The following is a 15,812-nucleotide window of genomic DNA, read 5'->3' as shown; positions in this document are numbered from 1 at the left end:
CCCAACACCCTCCAGGGAACAGGTGGAAATCTTTGCCGCTCGCATAAGGGAGCGGCTGTCCGACATAAAAGCCCCGGTCGCCAAATCTTATTTAAGGGCGATTGTTTCTGAGGTCCTGGTCACTAAGGACGAGATAAAGATCTTTGTACTGAAGGAAATCGTTGTCTAATCAGCCGCCGAAGAAACCTGTGATGAAGATGACCCTCATCAAACGCTAGCGGTTCGTCGATATATGGGGAAACGCGGAGAGAGAGGGATGCGAACTTTTTTGACGATCTATTCAAAGAACTTGAGGATCGGGAAGTGGTTTTAAACGCCTTCTCGGATTTGGGTATGGATTATATTCGAGATTAGTTGGAACTATCCGCTTCGGCCATCGACTAGCTACCGTACGTCCAACTGGCAGCTATGAGTCCATTTCTGTCGTCCCATCTGTTCAATGATTGACCAGCTTGCGCAGCGACGTTTCACCAGTCAGAGTGTTTTAATGTTGACGCTTTTTTCCTGCATCGGCACCGCGTCTTTTGCGCCTCAAATGGTGCTGGAAGAAGCCGAACTTATGCACAATATCGTTGAAATCGATATATCCCGAGGCGCGCATCGGTCGCCAGAATATCTGTCCATAAATCCAAGCGGAAAGATTCCGGCGCTAAAGTTGGAGAACGGAACGGTGATGACAGAAGCGTCAGCAATCTGTCTTTTCCTGGCCGATCTGCACCAGCTTTCCGAAATTGCGCCCGGGCCCAGTGATCCTGACCGCCCCCTGTTTCTCAAAACACTGATCTATTTGGCGACATCGGTTCAGGATCAATATAAGCGCTACTACTATCCTGAGCGCTACTCCACAGATGCGAGCAACGCACAAAACATCCGAGACAGAGCAGTCGAATTGTTGGGTGAAGTCTGGGCGCCGCTTGAGGAGCATTTAGACGCAAATGGTCCGTACTGTTTGGGACCACGTCATAGCGTGGCGGATACCTATCTTGTGATGCTTGCATCTTGGTATCCGGACCAAGACGGTTTTAGGCATAGGTTTCCGAGTATCGCCCGATGCTTCGATTTAGTAGCTGAGAGGCCGATCATTAAAGCGGGGCTGGATCGACAGCATGTCATCAGTGTTGGCCGCAAAGATGCTGGAAGCTGACACACACTGAGTGGTGGCAAAGTCCGCAAACCCGCGATTGATGGTGCAATCACTTTGAAACCAGTTCGCCCGAGAACCGCCCGACAGTAAGGTCGACTCAACTTAGGTCAGGCCTGTAAGTACAAGCGCGTTGCTCTGATCCCGCAAGCGGGTTCGCTAACACGTCTGCTTTATGAAAAATGGCGGAGAGAGGGGGATTCGAACCCCCGGAACGCATGCGCGCTCAACGGTTTTCGAGACCGCCCCGTTCAACCACTCCGGCACCTCTCCGCGGCACTTGCGATAAACGGGTCTCAAGTGGCGCGGAACATAGACACACTCTGCGCGCCCTGCAAGCCCGGAAATGAGTTCTTTTTTCAGGTTGTGGATTGGGGGCGTTTTCGCCCGGTTTGTCTGGTTCCGAGGCATGATCTGACCAGCTATGGAAGCGGGTGCGCCCGTTGAAGAGCTGTGTGGAAGAGCTTTCTGGAAAGGGCTGGAGGGAGCATCGTGGAGATTCGGATTGACCTGATGCGAGCCTGCCCCGATAACGGCCGGTGAGGCGGATTAACGTTTTCCCGTTTGCGGCAATCGCGATGAACGCTGAGAGAACCCGCCGCGAATGCGCGGCGCATGGGATTCGAAAAACAAGCGGTTTTGCGGCAAAAAGGCCAGATTTCCGTTTGACAACGAATGCGGGCCGACTATATTGCGCGAGCTCGAAAAGGTTCGCTTTTTCGAGTTCTGTTTGTCGTTCAAGGCCTGCCGGGCTTTCAAAGCTTCACGCTCAACCCGACACAAAGACTTGTCAGCCAGGATTCAAGACCTGGAGGGACAGGCGCCTCGGTTCGACCTGAAAAGCAGCCGGTTCGATGGTGTAACAGCCCGTTCCGGTGTGTCAAAAACGAAAAGAAGGACGTGCGAGACATGTTCGCAGTGATCAAAACGGGTGGCAAGCAGTACACTGTTGCCGCCGATGACCTTCTGAAGGTCGAAAAGCTCGAAGCCGAAGCCGGCAGCACCATCACCTTTGAAGAGGTTCTGATGGTCGGTAATGGCACAGACACCACCGTTGGCGCTCCGCTTGTGGAAGGCGCTTCCGTGGTTGCTGAAGTGGTCGAACAGGGCCGTAACCGCAAGGTTATCATTTTCAAGAAGCGCCGGCGTCAGAATTCCCGCCGCCGCAACGGCCATCGTCAGGCGTTCACCCTCGTCAAGGTGACCGACATCCTGACCGGTGGTGCAAAGCCGGCCAAGAAGGCAGCGCCGAAGAAGGCAGCGCCGAAGGCTGAAGAAACCGCTGAAGCCGCACCGGCTGCAGCAGCAGAAGGCGGCGACGACCTGAAGAAGCTGGACGGCGCTGGTCCGGCTGCTGTGAAGAAACTGAACGAGGCTGGCATCACCACCTTCGCTCAGATCGCAGACATGTCCGCTGACGATGTCGCACGCGTTGAAGAAGAAACTGGCCTGAAGGGCAAGTTCGAACGCGGTAATTGGGTTGAGCAGGCGAAGGAACTGGCTGGCAACTAAGCCGCCGCTCCTAAACCTAACAAGTATTCGAAGAACGAGGAGTTCTAACGATGGCACATAAAAAGGCAGGCGGCTCGTCCCGCAACGGCCGCGACTCAGCTGGCCGCCGTCTCGGCATCAAGAAATTCGGCGGGGAAGCTGTGATTCCCGGCAACATCATCGCGCGTCAGCGCGGCACTACCTGGCACCCGGGCACCGGCGTTGGTATGGGCAAGGACCATACCATCTTCGCGACCGTGGAAGGCAAGGTAGAGTTCCAGGCGAAAGCCAACAAGCGAACCTACATTAACGTGCTCCCGGTAGCGGAAGCAGCGGAGTAAAGCCGACGTGAAGTTTCGAAACGCCGGCGTCCCGTAAGACCCCGGCAATTCGAGACAGGCCAACATCCGGCCAGTCGAAGATCCAAGGGGGAGATGGGGCGCCATCTCTCCCTTGATTTGTTTTGGCTGGAGGAAATGATGGTTGTTGAAAGTGACGGTTTATTAGACGAAAGCAGTCTTGCTGCGGCTCCATTGCCGCAGGAAGCGGTTCGTGTGCGGCTCGACAAACCGCGTATGGACGATTTGGCCGATATGGTATTTCTGGCCAACAACAAGAAAGTGGCGGCAAATCTTTCCACCATGCCGCATCCCTTCACATTGGACGATGCCCGGTCGCTGGTCGCCAAGTCCGCGATCAACCAGCCCCATTCCGCAACCTTTGCCATCCGCCTGAAGGTAACCGGTCGGCTGATCGGCATCACGCGGTATGCCAATGTCGAGTCCGGCGGCCCCGTGCATGTCGGCTATTGGCTGGGTGAGCCCTTCTGGGGGCAGGGGTTGGCAACCGAAGCGGTTCATGCGCTCGTCGACCACGCCTTCACCTATCACGACATTGGCGAATTGCAGGGATCCTGCCGGGTCACCAATCCGGCATCGCGCCGGGTGCTCGTCAAATCCGGATTTCAGTATCGCGACCAGGCCATGATCCGCTCTCTCGGGGCGGGTGGCTCGGTGCCCATCGAGCGCTATACGCTGGAGCGGGCCGTCTGGAAGTCATTGAAAAGATGGGGGCAGGGACGATGAGCATGTTGCCGGAACTGAAAACGAGACGCCTGATCCTGCGACCGGTCGAAATGTCCGATGCGGAAGCCATGGTCGCCCTGGCGGGCAAGGATTTCGAGGTCGCCCGCTGGATGACGTCGTTCACCTGGCCCTATGAGGACGGAACCGCGGAAGCCTATCTGAAGACCGTCGTCGGCAAGGATCCGTTTAAAACCGAAGCGCTGTTCGCCATCACCCTTGGCGGGGTGTTCATCGGCGTGGTCGCCATCGAGCCTCCGGGCGATCTGGACGATCTGCCGAACGTGCCGACACTTGGCTACTGGCTCGGCCGCGCCTTCCAGGGCCATGGCTATGCCAGCGAGGCGGTCGAGGCCGCGCTCGGCTGGGCGTTCGAAGCATATGAGACCGATGCCGTCGCCGCACGCGCCTTCGAGGACAACTTCCGCTCTCGCGGTCTGTTGCGGAAAATGGGTTTCAAGCCCTACGCCATGACGGAACGGTTCTCCAAGGCACTGGATCGCAGGGTTTCCAATGTCATCGTGCGCCTGGTACGGGCCGATTTCGACGCGCGCAAGGAAGCTGCGTGATGTTGCCCGTTCTGAAGACGGAGCGTCTGATCCTTCGAGCCCCGCGTCCGGAGGATCTGGACCGCTGCGCCGAGCTTCTGGGCGACTATGATGTCGCCAAGATGCTGTCGCGGGTCACCTATCCCTACGATCTGGAACAGGGCCGGGCCTATCTGGCACGTTCCGCAGAGCGCTGGTCGAACTGGCGGGAGGCGGAGGAACTCGGATTTCAGATCGATTGCCAGGGCGAGATGATCGGCGGTGTCAGCTTCAAAAAGTTGCGGGAGACCCCGGAGATCGGCTATTGGCTGGGGCGCTTCTATTGGGGCAAGGGATATATGAGTGAAGCAGCGCGGGCGGCGGTCGTCTGGCTGTTCGGCAATACCGATCACCAGTTGGTCGCCTGCGAAGCCATGACGGAAAATCCGGCTTCGCTTGGCATTGCCCGGAAATTGGGCTTCCGCGAAGTAGGGGAAGTGGGCTGTGCCAGTGTGTCACGAGGCTGTACGATGCCGGCCATCCGCACCGAGCTGACACGAACAGACTTTCTGAACGGCCAGTGATCCAACCGGGGTCCGGCCTGAAACAGGACGAAAAGAGAAAAAGAAAATGAAATTCCTAGATCAGGCCAAGGTCTATGTGCGCTCCGGCAACGGCGGTGCGGGCTGTGTGTCGTTCCGACGCGAGAAATATATCGAATACGGCGGTCCCGATGGTGGTGACGGCGGCAAGGGTGGCAACGTCATCATTGAATGCGTCGACGGCCTCAACACGCTGATCGACTATCGCTACAAGCAGCATTTCAAGGCCGAAACCGGCATTCACGGCATGGGCCGCAACCGCACCGGTGCCCATGGCGGCGATGTCGTGCTGAAAGTTCCCGTCGGCACCCAGGTCTTCGAGGAAGACAACGAGACGCTGATCGCCGACCTGACCGAGATCGGCCAGAAGGTGATGCTTCTGAAGGGCGGCAATGGCGGCTTCGGCAATGCCCATTTCAAATCGTCCGTCAACCAGGCTCCGCGCCGGGCCAACCCGGGCCTTGAGGGCGAAGAGAAATGGATCTGGCTGCGGCTCAAGCTCATCGCCGATGCGGGTCTCGTCGGTCTGCCCAATGCGGGCAAGTCCACTTTCCTGGCAACGGTTTCCGCTGCCAAGCCGAAGATCGCCGATTATCCCTTCACGACCATTCACCCCAATCTCGGCATCGTTCAGATCGACGGCCGCAGCTTCGCCATGGCCGACATTCCCGGCCTGATCGAGGGCGCTCATGAGGGAACGGGCCTTGGCGACAGATTCCTTGGCCATGTCGAGCGCACCCGGGTTCTGCTTCATCTGGTGGACGGCTCCGGCCAGGAAGATCCCGGCGAAGCTTACCGGGTGGTGCGCGGCGAGCTGGAAGCCTACGGCGCGGGTCTTATGGAGAAACCGGAAATCGTGGCGCTCAGCAAATGCGACGCGTTGAACGAGGATCTGATTGCCGAAAAGGCGGCCAGCCTTGAAGAGGCCTGCGGCCAGAAACCTCTGATCCTGTCCTCGGCCAGCGGTCTCAATGTCGACCGTGCGCTGCGCATGATCGTGCGCGCCATCGACAAGGACAAGGAAGACGAAGCCAACCAGGTGCCTGCACCCGAGCAAGAGGGCTGGCATCCCTGATGTCTCGCAGTCTGAAAGACTACAGCCGGATCGTCGTCAAGATCGGCTCCGCCCTTCTTGTCGAAAAGGGCGAACTCAAGCGCAACTGGCTGAATGCGCTGGTTGCCGATGTGGTTCGGCTGTCCGATGGCGGAGCGGAGGTGCTGCTCGTTTCCTCCGGCTCGATCGCGCTTGGCCGGGGCATTCTCGGCCTGCCGGGTGGGCCGCTGAAGCTTGAAGAAAGCCAGGCGGCGGCGGCTGCCGGTCAGATCGCGCTGGCGCAGGCCTATGCGGATGCCCTTGGCGCGCACGGCAAGAAGGCCGGTCAGATCCTGCTCACCCTCGGTGACACGGAAGAACGGCGGCGGTATCTCAACGCCCGCGCCACCATCGGTACCCTGTTGAAACTCGGGGCCGTGCCGATCATCAACGAAAATGATTCCGTGGCCACGTCCGAAATCCGCTATGGCGACAACGACCGCCTGGCGGCGCGTGTCGCCACCATGGCCAGCGCCGACTGCCTGGTCCTGCTGTCAGACATTGACGGGCTTTACACCGCACCGCCGCAGCAGGATCCCGATGCGGTGTTTCTGCCCGAAGTGCCGCGCATTACCCCGGAAATCGAGGCCATGGCCGGATCCGCCGGTTCGGAGCTTTCGCGCGGCGGCATGAAGACGAAGATCGATGCCGGCAAGATCGCAACCACTGCCGGAACGTCGATGGTGATTACCTCCGGCAAGGAACTCAATCCGCTTGAGCGGTTGGACCAGGGCGCTCGTGGGACATGGTTTCCCGCGCTCAGCTCTCCCTCCAGTGCGCGCAAGGCCTGGATCGGCGGTCATCTGGAGCCGCGCGGCGAAATCCGGCTGGATGCAGGTGCCGTCCGGGCTATGACCTCCGGCAAGAGCCTGTTGCCAGCTGGGGTCACCTCTGTATCGGGAAGTTTCTCGCGCGGTGACGCGGTGATATTGCTCAACCCGGAAGGCCGGATTATCGGCCGGGGTCTGATTGCCTATGATGCCGATGAAGCGCAACTGATTGCAGGCCGCAACAGCCGGGAAATCGAAGCCATCGTCGGTTATCCGGGCCGAGCGGAAATGATCCACCGGGACGATCTGGTTCTGGAACTGCCTGCGCTCGACGAAGTTTGAGCGATCCGGTGGATGTCTTTTGATCTGGAACGCGTTAAAACGCGTCAGGACTGGCGGTGGTGAACGCCGCGAAACGGGAGCAAGTGAGTATGCTGGAAGTAGTCGAGGCAAAGTCGATCGAGGACTTGATGACAGAGATCGGGCAGCGTGCCCGTGCTGCCAGCCGGATTCTTGCCGTTGCCCCAGCAGACCAGAAGAACGCGGCCTTGCGCGAAATGGCTGCGGCCGTTCGCGCCGCAGCACCGGATATTCTCGCAGGCAACCGGCTCGATATCGAGGCGATGAAGGCAGGCGGGCAGACGGCATCTTTCCTGGATCGCGGCACGCTTACGGATGAGCGGATCGAGGCGATTGCCAAGGCCCTTGAGGATATCGTTGCGCTGGAGGATCCCGTCGGCAGCGTGATCGCCGCCTGGGACCGGCCGAACGGCCTGAAGATTGAGCGCGTGCGCACGCCCCTTGGCGTCATCGGTGTGATTTACGAAAGCCGCCCGAATGTGACTGCGGATGCAGGGGCGCTGTGTCTGAAAGCCGGCAACGCGGTCGTGCTGCGCGGTGGCTCCGATACCATCAATTCCAACCGGGCGATCCATGCGGCCCTGCAGAAAGGTCTTGTTGCGGCCGGTCTGCCGGAAGAGGCGATCCAGATGGTGCCGGTGACTGACCGGGCTGCCGTTGGCGAAATGCTGCGCGGCCTTGGCGGCAATCTTGATGTCATCGTTCCGCGCGGCGGGCGCAGCCTGGTTGAGCGCGTGCAGAGTGAAGCGCGCGTTCCCGTATTCGCCCATCTGGAAGGCCTTGTGCATATCTTCATCGACAAGGCTGCAGATCTGGAGACCTCCGTTGAGGTGGTCGTCAACTCCAAGATGCGCCGGACCGGCGTCTGCGGCGCGCTTGAAACGCTTCTGGTGCATGAAGACGTGGCCCACAGCCATCTGCCGGTGATCGTGAAAGCGCTTCAGGAAAAGGGCTGCGAAATCCGCGGCGGTGCGATTGTGCGCGATATCTGCGAAAACATCGTGCCGGCAAGCGAGGACGACTGGTCGACAGAATATCTGGACAAGATCCTCGCGGTGAAGGTGGTTGCGGATCTCGATGCCGCCATGGACCACATCGCGCGCTATGGCTCCAATCACACAGATTGCATCGTGACCGAGGACCAGGCCGCCGCCGACCGTTTCCAGCGGGAAGTGGATTCGGCCATCGTGCTTCACAACGCTTCGACCCAGTTTGCCGATGGCGGCGAGTTCGGCATGGGGGCGGAGATCGGCATTGCGACCGGGCGTATGCATGCACGCGGGCCCGTGGGCGTCGAGCAGCTGACCAGCTTCAAGTACAAGGTGCATGGCACCGGCCAGATCCGTCCGTGACGGCCATCGTGAGGTCGTCTGTATGAGTGCCTTGAGTCTTGGCGCAGGACTGGATAGCGACTGGATGAAGCTGCCCCATGCCGAGCCGGGCAACCGCATCGGCATTTTCGGCGGCTCTTTCAATCCTCCCCATTCCGGTCACCGGCTTGTGGCGTCGACCGTGCTGAAGCGGCTGGGGCTTGATCAGATCTGGTGGCTGGTAACGCCCGGCAACCCGCTCAAGAGCCATTCTGAGCTGGCACCGCTGGAACGGCGGCTGCGCCTGACGGCTGACCTTGCCGACCATCCGCGCATGAAAGTGACAGCCTTCGAGCAGGTGCTGGGAACGCCCTACACCGCTAGAACGCTCGTCGCTCTGCACCAGATGCGGCCATCTGTCCGATTCGTTTGGGTCATGGGGGCTGACAATCTTGCCGGCTTCCATCGCTGGCAGGATTGGCGCTCGATTGTCGGCTCGGTGCCGATTGCCATTGTGGACCGCCCGGGAGCCTCGCTATCGGTCATGTCCTCCCCCATGGCAAAAGCCTATGAAAAATATAGGCTTCCCGAAGAAGACGCAGCGCTTTTGCCGGAAATGGCGGCGCCTGTCTGGACCTTTTTACACACGCCTTTGGACCGGACATCGTCCACCGATCTGCGTCTGGGGCAAAAGCGGTGACGGGCAGATTTGGCAAGATTTCCCGCTTGTCTTGAAAATGCCAATCGGGAAGCGATATTATAGCGATGGTCGCGATGAGCGCGGCCGAGGTACGGTCAACCGGTCCTGCATCCAAAACGGGTGACGTGCAAAGTCGAACGTTTCAGTTCGTGACGACGTTGGGCGCGGGACGGCATAAACGGCGAAAGGCATAACACCTGACCATGACCTTTGAAAGTGAGCGGGCAGACATGTCCTCTCCTCTGCAGGCTTCCGTAGGTAAAGAACTTGCGGCAGACCTCCTCGATACGGTCCTCACCAGTCTTGACGGCTCCAAAGCTGAGGACGTTGTTACTCTCGATATCGCAGGCAAAAGCTCGCTGGCCGATTACATGATAATCGTGTCTGGCCGCTCCCATCGTCATGTGGGCGCGATTGCCGAGCATTTGGTGAAAGATCTCAAAGCGGCCGGCGCCGGAACGGCAACGGTTGAGGGTCTGAGCATCTGCGATTGGGTGCTGATCGATGCGGGTGATGTGATTGTGCATATCTTCCGTCCGGAGGTTCGCGGTTTCTACAATCTGGAGAAGATGTGGGCACCGGAAGAGGATGCGGCACCGCATTACATCGGCTGAGCCGGCATTGAGGCCCTGAAACGGGCCTCCGTCTGCTGTCGGGCAGATTTTTCACCGGAACGATCTCCGGCAGGGACACATGCGCTTTACGCTCTTCTGCATTGGTAAAATGAAAGCCGGTGCGGACAAGGAAATTTTCGACCGGTATATCGACCGCGCCCGCAAGAGCGGCCGCGGCCTCGGCATTACCGAAGTTGCCCTCACTGAAATGCCTGAAAGCCGTGCACAGCGCGCCGACGACCGCAAGACGGAAGAGGCGCGGGGCATTCTTGCTGCGCTCAATGCAGGTGCGCGGCTTGTGGTGCTGGACGAGAACGGCAAGAATCTCACCAGCCCCGCCTTCAGCCAGAAACTGGAAGCCTGGAAGGACGAAGGCGTTCCCGATGTGGTGTTTGCCATTGGCGGGGCGGACGGTCACGGCCAGGAAGTTCTGGGCAGGGCGGACCTGAAACTGGCGCTCGGCGCCATGACCTGGCCGCATCAGATCGCCCGTATTCTTTTGGCGGAGCAGATTTACCGCGCCATGACGATCCAGTCCGGACACCCTTATCACCGCGTGTGAGACGCCCGAAAGCGCCCCTGAAAACGCCCCCCGAAAACTCTGGGAGAAACCCGGTGATACCCGCACTTGAAACCGAAAGACTGATCTTGCGGCCGATGACCATGTCGGATTGGCCGGCATATGAAGCGCTGATGGCTTCCGAGCACTCCCGATACATGGGCGGCCCGATGTCCCGGTCTGCCGCATGGGGCATGTTCTGCCACGACGTTGCGCAATGGCAGTTGATGGGACACGGCGCACTGATGATGGAAGCGCGTGGCTCGGGCGAGGTTCTCGGCCAGGTCGGCATCAATCACGGGCCTCTTTTTCCCGAGCACGAGCTGGGCTGGTTTGTCTATGAACATGCGCAAGGCATGGGCTACGCGTTTGAAGCGGCCAGGGTTTTTCGTGACTGGGCGCAGCAGGAGCGGCACTTGCCGTCCCTGGTCAGTTACATGGACGCGGACAACAGCCGTTCGGCACGTCTAGCCGAAAGACTGGGAGCTATTCTGGATGCGGATGCGCCGAGACCGGAGCCTGACGATGTTGTCTACAGACATTTTGGATGGTGAGGGCAGGGTCGCCGGGTTAAGCGCCAAAGCCGTTGCCGCTACGGCATTGTGACTAAAAATTAACAATTGAACTGGCGGAAAAAGGCGCGAATGCCTGTATCTCGCCGCATTCGCCACGTAACGGTCATCAATCAGACAGAAGAGGGAATGCGATCCAGGTGGGACTAAAAAGTTAACTGACCGGTCACTAGGGTAAACGGTTCGTTAACGCAGACTGTGTATCGCATTGTAAGACAACCCTTTGGGAGCTTGGGCAGGTTGATAGCGGAACGCATGACAGCGACGCGTTCAGAACTTGAGAGACGGATGATATTCCGCCCTCTCTTGAGTGGACTGACTGCGGTCTTGCTCGTGCTTCCTGTGCCTGCCGGATCGACCGAAACGGCCGACGAAACCACGCCCCAGGAACAGGCGGCTCCTTCTCCCGAGGTGAGCGCCGCTCTGGAACGCAAGAAGCAACGCGAACAGGAACTTGCTGCGCTCTCGCGCGATATCGAGGTCTCGACAGACCGTCAGGCCGCCATCGCCCGTGAGATCCGCGCACTTGATCGCGACAGGGAAACGCTGAATGCAAAGATCATCAGCACTTCCGATACGATCAAGGGTCTGGAAGGAAAGCTGACCGATACCGAGCGCCGGCTGCGTGCGCTTGGGGAGAATGAGGACGCGGTACGCCTGTCGCTGATTTCACGACGCGATGTGCTGTCGGAGGTACTGGCCGCACTACAGCGAATCGGCAGGCGCCCGCCACCGGCACTTGCGGTGCGCCCCAGCGACGCGCTTTCAGCGGTGCGCAGTGCGATTCTCTTGAACGCGGTCATGCCGGAGCTGAAGGTGGAAACCGAGGCCCTTGCGGCGGATCTTGAGGAATTGCACCGTCTGAAGACGGTGATTGCAGAGGAAAAAAACCGCCTGCGCGGCGATGCGATGCGATTGGCTGAGGAAAAGTCCCGGCTTGAGCTTCTTTTGAGCGCAAAAAGGCAGGAACATCAAAGAACGGTACAGGACCTTCAGCAAGAGAAGGAACGTGCGGCGGAACTTGCGGACAAGGCTGGGTCTCTCCAGGAATTGATCGCGACCCTGGAAGCGGAAATCGAAAGTGCGCGGGAGGCGGCGGAAAAGTCGCGCCAGGCAGCACTCAATGCCCGGAAAAACCCGTCGCGCACCTATGATCCCTTTGCGGATCCGGGGCGTTTGGCACCGGCCATTTCGTTCCTGGACGCCAAGGGCAAGCTGCCGCAACCGGTTGCCGGGACGCTTTTGAAGGACTATGGCCAGGAGGACGATTTCGGCGGTGTGACGGAGGGTCAGTCTATCGCCACGCGTCCTGGCTCAAATGTGACTTCACCCGCGGACGGATGGGTGGTCTATTCGGGACCGTTCCGTTCGTTCGGACAACTCTTGATCCTGAATACCGGCGACGGCTACCATGTGCTGCTTGCCGGAATGGACCGGATTGATGCGGAGTTGGGGCAATTTGTTTTGACCGGGGAACCGGTTGGTGTGATGGGCGCAACCCAGTGGGCTAGCGCTTCGACGTTCGGTTTGGGCTCGACCCAGCCGATCCTTTATGTTGAATTCCGGAAAGACGGTCGTGCGATCGATCCCACACCCTGGTGGGCACGCACTGAAGAAGAAAAGGCTCGCGGATGATACGGAAAGCTTCCTTGCTGCTGGTGGGTGCCCTCATGGGAGCAGCGGCAATCACGACACTGTCCCAGATGCCGATCAATGTCTCGGTTGCGGCCAATGCGGCGGCAACGGATACTTACCGGCAGCTCAATCTGTTTGGCGACGTGTTCGAGCGGGTACGCTCCGACTACGTGGAAGTCCCTGATGACGCTCAGCTTATCGAGAGCGCCATCAACGGCATGTTGACCTCACTCGACCCGCACTCCAGCTACATGTCCCCGAAAAGCTTCCGGGACATGCAGGTGCAGACCCGTGGCGAGTTTGGTGGTCTTGGTATTGAAGTCACCATGGAAGAAGGCCTTGTGAAGGTCGTGTCGCCGATCGACGATACGCCAGCCGCCAAGGCCGGTGTTCTTGCGGGCGACTACATTACCTACATCGATGGAGAGCAGGTCCAGGGCCTGACCCTCAATGAGGCGGTCGAAAAGATGCGCGGTCCGGTCAATACGGACATCGTCGTCACCGTGCGCCGCAAGGGCAGTGCAGAACCGTTCGACATCACCATCACCCGCGACATCATCCGCATCCGTTCGGTGCGCTGGCGGGAAGAGGATGACGTCGGATACGTTCGTGTCACCCAGTTCAACGAGCAGACCTTCGACGGGCTCAAGGAAGCTGTCGAGGAGATGACCGAGAATATCGGCGAGGACAAGCTCAAGGGCTTCGTCATCGACCTGCGCAACAACCCGGGCGGTCTGCTGGACCAGGCCATTGCAGTCTCCGACGCGTTCCTCGACCGCGGTGAGATTGTCTCCACCCGTGGCCGCGAAGCTGACGAAACCCAGCGCTACAACGCCCGGGCTGGCGATCTGACGAACGGCAAGCCGGTCATCGTGCTGGTCAACGGCGGCTCCGCTTCGGCTTCGGAAATCGTTGCAGGCGCGCTGCAGGATCATCGCCGGGCGACCATCCTCGGCACGCGGTCCTTCGGCAAGGGGTCGGTCCAGACGATCATCCCGCTTGGGGCCAACGGCGCCATCCGCCTGACGACTGCGCGTTACTACACGCCGTCGGGCACGTCGATCCAGGCAAAGGGCATCGTTCCGGATATCGAATCCCTGCAGGATCTGCCGGAGGATCTGGTTGGCCGGGTCGACACCAAGGGTGAAGCCGGTCTGCGCGGTCACCTGGAAGCGTCCGAAGGTGAAGAAGGCTCCGGAAGCCAGGCCTACGTGCCGCCGGATCCGAAGGACGACACGCAGCTGAACCTGGCCCTCGATCTTCTTCGCGGCAAACAGGCAAACAGCGCGTTTCCGCCGGTCTCCGACAGCGCAGCTGTCAAAAACTAAGACAACAAACGCGCGCCGGTCCGCCGGCGCGCGACTTTCCGTTCTCGTTCTGCGTACATCAAAAACAAACTTTCCGGTCGGGGGGCTTCCTGATCCGGGCAATAGGCTCAGGACGGTATGTCGAGCGAAGATCTCACAGCTCCATTAGGCATGGGCAAGCGGCGGCTGGTCAGGCTGCCGTTCGGTCTTATCGGGGTCGGTATTCTGAGCGTCATCATTACGTCGACGCTCGTCTGGATCACAGTTGTCGATGACCCGCTGGGCGGAGAGCCTGTCGCCGTTCTGCCGCTCGACGCGATCGTCGAGGGCGTGACCTCCCAGGACATTGAAGTGGTTGAGATCCGTCCGGGCATCGACGGAGATCTCGGGCCCAACCTGCGTCCGCAAAGCAGCAAGGATCTGCTTGGCCCGCGCTATGACATGGTCATGCGTCCCGACGGACTTGGTCCGAACGCTCCGGTGACCAGCCTGTCGATCAATCCGGACACCCGTGTCAGCGAACGCTCCGATTTAGGTTTTCTGCCGAAGGTCAGCGACGCGGGCGTGCGTCCGTTGGATGCCTATTCACGGCCTGTGGTGCGTGAATTCACCTCCATACCGAAAATTGCCGTCATCGTGACTGGTCTCGGACTGAGCGAAACCGGCACGCAAAACGCTCTCAACCGGTTGCCGGCCGATACGACATTTGCACTCGCGCCTTACGGCAGCGATCTAGATGACTGGATGCAGCAGGCCCGGACCAAGGGGCACGAACTGCTGCTGCAGCTGCCGCTGGAACCGTTCGATTTTCCGGACAACGACCCGGGGCCGCACACGCTGCTGGTCAGTCTGCGCCCCAACGACATGATGGATCGTCTTGGCTACCTGCTGACGCGGGCGACCAATTACGTTGGCGTTATTCCCGAAATGGGAGCCCGCTTCACGTCGACCAAGCCGTCGATGGAGTTCCTGCTGGAAAAACTGAAGGCCCGTGGCCTGATGTTTGCGGACAATGGCACCTCTTCCAGATCCATCGCAGATGAAGTTGCCAAGGAAAAACGCATCGCCTTCAGCGGGGTGGATGTGGTGCTGGACGAAGTTCCGCGCGAAGATGATATTAACGCCAAACTGCTGCAACTCGAAAGTGTCGCCCGGGCCCGCGGGGTCGCTGTGGCAGCCGCGTCGGCCTTGCCGGTCACCGTGCGCCAGCTGGAAAAGTGGGTCCAGGACCTGGAAGAACGCGGCCTTCAACTGGTTCCGGTCAGCGCGACCATCGACCGATAATCTCAGCAGATTGAACACCAAGAGGTTTTTGTGACGAAGCTGGCACTTGGACCGGGGTTTCCGGAACCTGACGACGGTCTTCCTTACCGGCCCTGCGTCGGAATTATGCTCATCAACACGGCGGGCAAAGTCTGGATCGGGAGCCGCGATGACGGCGGCAGTTCATCCAACTACGAATACTGCTGGCAGATGCCTCAAGGGGGCATCGACAAGGGCGAGGCGCCGGAACCAGCAGCCCGACGCGAGCTTTATGAGGAAACCTCGATCAAGTCCGTTACCCTGCTCGAAGAAGCTTCGGAATGGTTCGCCTACGACTATCCCCCGGAAGTCGTCCGCACGTCTCGCAAAGGCAAGTATCGCGGACAGGCGCAGCGCTGGATTGCCTACCGGTTCGACGGATTGGAAGACGAAATCAACATTCTGACCCCGCCGGATGGCCACACGGCAGAATTCTGCGACTGGCGCTGGGAAGATGCGGACCGTCTGCCTGGCCTGATCGTGCCGTTCAAACGCCCGGTCTATGAGCGTGTTGTTGCTGCGTTTTCCCATCTCACGTCTTGAGGCGAAGCCGTCTGAGCAGGCTTGAGCGATGGTTCGTTCTGGCAGATTGTCTTAGGCCCTTGTCCGGCGAGCAGCTTCAAAGCGTCAGCATTGGAGTTCCGTTTGTCGTTTTTCAAACAGACAGGCCGAAGCGGCGCGGCTAACATCCGGACCAAAACACGGGGTAGGTGAGGGGAATCGCAGTTGCGAACCGCCCGCCGACAC

Annotated in this window: 17 protein-coding genes and 1 tRNA gene; 17 read left to right on the top strand and 1 reads right to left on the bottom strand. The window is 59.5% G+C overall.

Annotation, left to right across the window (positions count from 1 at the left end):
• Nucleotides 1–487: 487 nt before the first annotated feature.
• Complete coding sequence (locus tag FMN63_RS15215) at nt 488–1,144, top strand: glutathione S-transferase family protein (RefSeq protein ID WP_162530050.1); 657 nt, start codon at nt 488–490, stop codon at nt 1,142–1,144.
• Between the two features lie 180 nt (nt 1,145–1,324).
• Here the strand turns inward: FMN63_RS15215 and FMN63_RS15210 are convergent.
• Nucleotides 1,325–1,414: transfer RNA gene (locus FMN63_RS15210), tRNA-Ser, on the bottom strand.
• 636 nt (nt 1,415–2,050) lie between these two features.
• On the opposite strand from FMN63_RS15210, the gene FMN63_RS15205 reads away from it, so the two are divergent.
• The 16 genes from FMN63_RS15205 (at nt 2,051) to FMN63_RS15130 (ending at nt 15,608) form a co-directional block, all read left to right on the top strand.
• The gene (locus FMN63_RS15205; protein ID WP_148584783.1) at nt 2,051–2,653 is read left to right on the top strand and encodes a 50S ribosomal protein L21; all 603 of its coding nucleotides are present in this window, start codon (nt 2,051–2,053) and stop codon (nt 2,651–2,653) included.
• 50 nt (nt 2,654–2,703) lie between these two features.
• Nucleotides 2,704–2,973 carry a 50S ribosomal protein L27 gene (gene rpmA / locus FMN63_RS15200; RefSeq protein ID WP_006933726.1) on the top strand — a complete coding sequence of 90 codons (270 nt, stop codon included), beginning with the start codon at nt 2,704–2,706 and terminating at the stop codon, nt 2,971–2,973.
• Nucleotides 2,974–3,111: 138 nt separating this feature from the next.
• A complete protein-coding gene (locus FMN63_RS15195; protein WP_162855035.1) occupies nt 3,112–3,717 on the top strand; it encodes a GNAT family N-acetyltransferase in 606 nt (201 codons plus the stop codon).
• On the top strand, nt 3,714–4,283 hold the full coding sequence (locus FMN63_RS15190; protein WP_148584781.1) for a GNAT family N-acetyltransferase: 570 nt from the start codon (nt 3,714–3,716) through the stop codon (nt 4,281–4,283). The genes FMN63_RS15195 and FMN63_RS15190 overlap by 4 nt, the downstream gene beginning before the upstream one ends.
• Complete coding sequence (locus tag FMN63_RS15185) at nt 4,283–4,825, top strand: GNAT family N-acetyltransferase (protein ID WP_148584780.1); 543 nt, start codon at nt 4,283–4,285, stop codon at nt 4,823–4,825. The genes FMN63_RS15190 and FMN63_RS15185 overlap by 1 nt, the downstream gene beginning before the upstream one ends.
• 46 nt (nt 4,826–4,871) lie before the next feature.
• A complete protein-coding gene (obgE, locus tag FMN63_RS15180; RefSeq protein ID WP_148584779.1) occupies nt 4,872–5,918 on the top strand; it encodes a GTPase ObgE in 1,047 nt (348 codons plus the stop codon).
• On the top strand, nt 5,918–7,048 hold the full coding sequence (proB, locus tag FMN63_RS15175; RefSeq protein WP_148584778.1) for a glutamate 5-kinase: 1,131 nt from the start codon (nt 5,918–5,920) through the stop codon (nt 7,046–7,048). The genes obgE and proB overlap by 1 nt, the downstream gene beginning before the upstream one ends.
• A 59-nt stretch (nt 7,049–7,107) precedes the next feature.
• Nucleotides 7,108–8,418 (top strand): glutamate-5-semialdehyde dehydrogenase, encoded by a 1,311-nt coding sequence (locus FMN63_RS15170; RefSeq protein ID WP_286192651.1) that lies wholly within the window; start codon nt 7,108–7,110, stop codon nt 8,416–8,418.
• A gap of 22 nt (nt 8,419–8,440) precedes the next feature.
• Nucleotides 8,441–9,076, top strand: coding sequence for a nicotinate-nucleotide adenylyltransferase (locus FMN63_RS15165; RefSeq protein ID WP_286192650.1), 636 nt, complete (start codon nt 8,441–8,443; stop codon nt 9,074–9,076).
• A gap of 230 nt (nt 9,077–9,306) precedes the next feature.
• Nucleotides 9,307–9,690 carry a ribosome silencing factor gene (gene rsfS / locus FMN63_RS15160; protein WP_148585596.1) on the top strand — a complete coding sequence of 128 codons (384 nt, stop codon included), beginning with the start codon at nt 9,307–9,309 and terminating at the stop codon, nt 9,688–9,690.
• 79 nt (nt 9,691–9,769) lie between these two features.
• Nucleotides 9,770–10,252, top strand: coding sequence for a 23S rRNA (pseudouridine(1915)-N(3))-methyltransferase RlmH (gene rlmH, locus FMN63_RS15155; RefSeq protein WP_148584776.1), 483 nt, complete (start codon nt 9,770–9,772; stop codon nt 10,250–10,252).
• Between the two features lie 53 nt (nt 10,253–10,305).
• On the top strand, nt 10,306–10,803 hold the full coding sequence (locus FMN63_RS15150) for a GNAT family N-acetyltransferase (RefSeq protein WP_148584775.1): 498 nt from the start codon (nt 10,306–10,308) through the stop codon (nt 10,801–10,803).
• A gap of 306 nt (nt 10,804–11,109) precedes the next feature.
• The gene (locus FMN63_RS15145) at nt 11,110–12,456 is read left to right on the top strand and encodes a murein hydrolase activator EnvC family protein (RefSeq protein ID WP_209001126.1); all 1,347 of its coding nucleotides are present in this window, start codon (nt 11,110–11,112) and stop codon (nt 12,454–12,456) included.
• Complete coding sequence (locus tag FMN63_RS15140) at nt 12,453–13,784, top strand: S41 family peptidase (protein WP_148584773.1); 1,332 nt, start codon at nt 12,453–12,455, stop codon at nt 13,782–13,784. Before FMN63_RS15145 ends, FMN63_RS15140 begins: the two co-directional genes overlap by 4 nt.
• A gap of 117 nt (nt 13,785–13,901) precedes the next feature.
• Nucleotides 13,902–15,047, top strand: a complete 1,146-nt coding sequence (locus tag FMN63_RS15135) for a divergent polysaccharide deacetylase family protein (protein ID WP_209001125.1) — start codon at nt 13,902–13,904, stop codon at nt 15,045–15,047.
• Nucleotides 15,048–15,077: 30 nt separating this feature from the next.
• Nucleotides 15,078–15,608, top strand: coding sequence for an RNA pyrophosphohydrolase (locus tag FMN63_RS15130; protein WP_148584772.1), 531 nt, complete (start codon nt 15,078–15,080; stop codon nt 15,606–15,608).
• The last annotated feature ends 204 nt before the right edge of the window (nt 15,609–15,812 follow it).

The organism is Stappia sp. BW2 (assembly GCF_008107695.1).
In the GTDB taxonomy this organism is placed as follows: Bacteria; Pseudomonadota; Alphaproteobacteria; order Rhizobiales; family Stappiaceae; genus Roseibium.
Note: the sequence above shows the minus strand (reverse complement) of the source record. Positions and strands in the feature narration are given on the sequence as shown.

Excerpts from the sequence above, each read along its gene's own strand:
- FMN63_RS15215 (WP_162530050.1), top strand. The coding sequence starts at position 488 with ATGTTGACGCTTTTTTCCTGCATCGGCACCGCGTCTTTTGCGCCTCAA.
- FMN63_RS15135 (WP_209001125.1), top strand. The coding sequence starts at position 13,902 with ATGTCGAGCGAAGATCTCACAGCTCCATTAGGCATGGGCAAGCGGCGG.
- FMN63_RS15195 (WP_162855035.1), top strand. The coding sequence starts at position 3,112 with ATGGTTGTTGAAAGTGACGGTTTATTAGACGAAAGCAGTCTTGCTGCG.
- rlmH (WP_148584776.1), top strand. The coding sequence starts at position 9,770 with ATGCGCTTTACGCTCTTCTGCATTGGTAAAATGAAAGCCGGTGCGGAC.
- FMN63_RS15185 (WP_148584780.1), top strand. The coding sequence starts at position 4,283 with ATGTTGCCCGTTCTGAAGACGGAGCGTCTGATCCTTCGAGCCCCGCGT.
- FMN63_RS15145 (WP_209001126.1), top strand. The coding sequence starts at position 11,110 with ATGATATTCCGCCCTCTCTTGAGTGGACTGACTGCGGTCTTGCTCGTG.
- rsfS (WP_148585596.1), top strand. The coding sequence starts at position 9,307 with ATGTCCTCTCCTCTGCAGGCTTCCGTAGGTAAAGAACTTGCGGCAGAC.
- proB (WP_148584778.1), top strand. The coding sequence starts at position 5,918 with ATGTCTCGCAGTCTGAAAGACTACAGCCGGATCGTCGTCAAGATCGGC.
- FMN63_RS15190 (WP_148584781.1), top strand. The coding sequence starts at position 3,714 with ATGAGCATGTTGCCGGAACTGAAAACGAGACGCCTGATCCTGCGACCG.
- rpmA (WP_006933726.1), top strand. The coding sequence starts at position 2,704 with ATGGCACATAAAAAGGCAGGCGGCTCGTCCCGCAACGGCCGCGACTCA.
- FMN63_RS15140 (WP_148584773.1), top strand. The coding sequence starts at position 12,453 with ATGATACGGAAAGCTTCCTTGCTGCTGGTGGGTGCCCTCATGGGAGCA.
- FMN63_RS15205 (WP_148584783.1), top strand. The coding sequence starts at position 2,051 with ATGTTCGCAGTGATCAAAACGGGTGGCAAGCAGTACACTGTTGCCGCC.
- FMN63_RS15165 (WP_286192650.1), top strand. The coding sequence starts at position 8,441 with ATGAGTGCCTTGAGTCTTGGCGCAGGACTGGATAGCGACTGGATGAAG.
- obgE (WP_148584779.1), top strand. The coding sequence starts at position 4,872 with ATGAAATTCCTAGATCAGGCCAAGGTCTATGTGCGCTCCGGCAACGGC.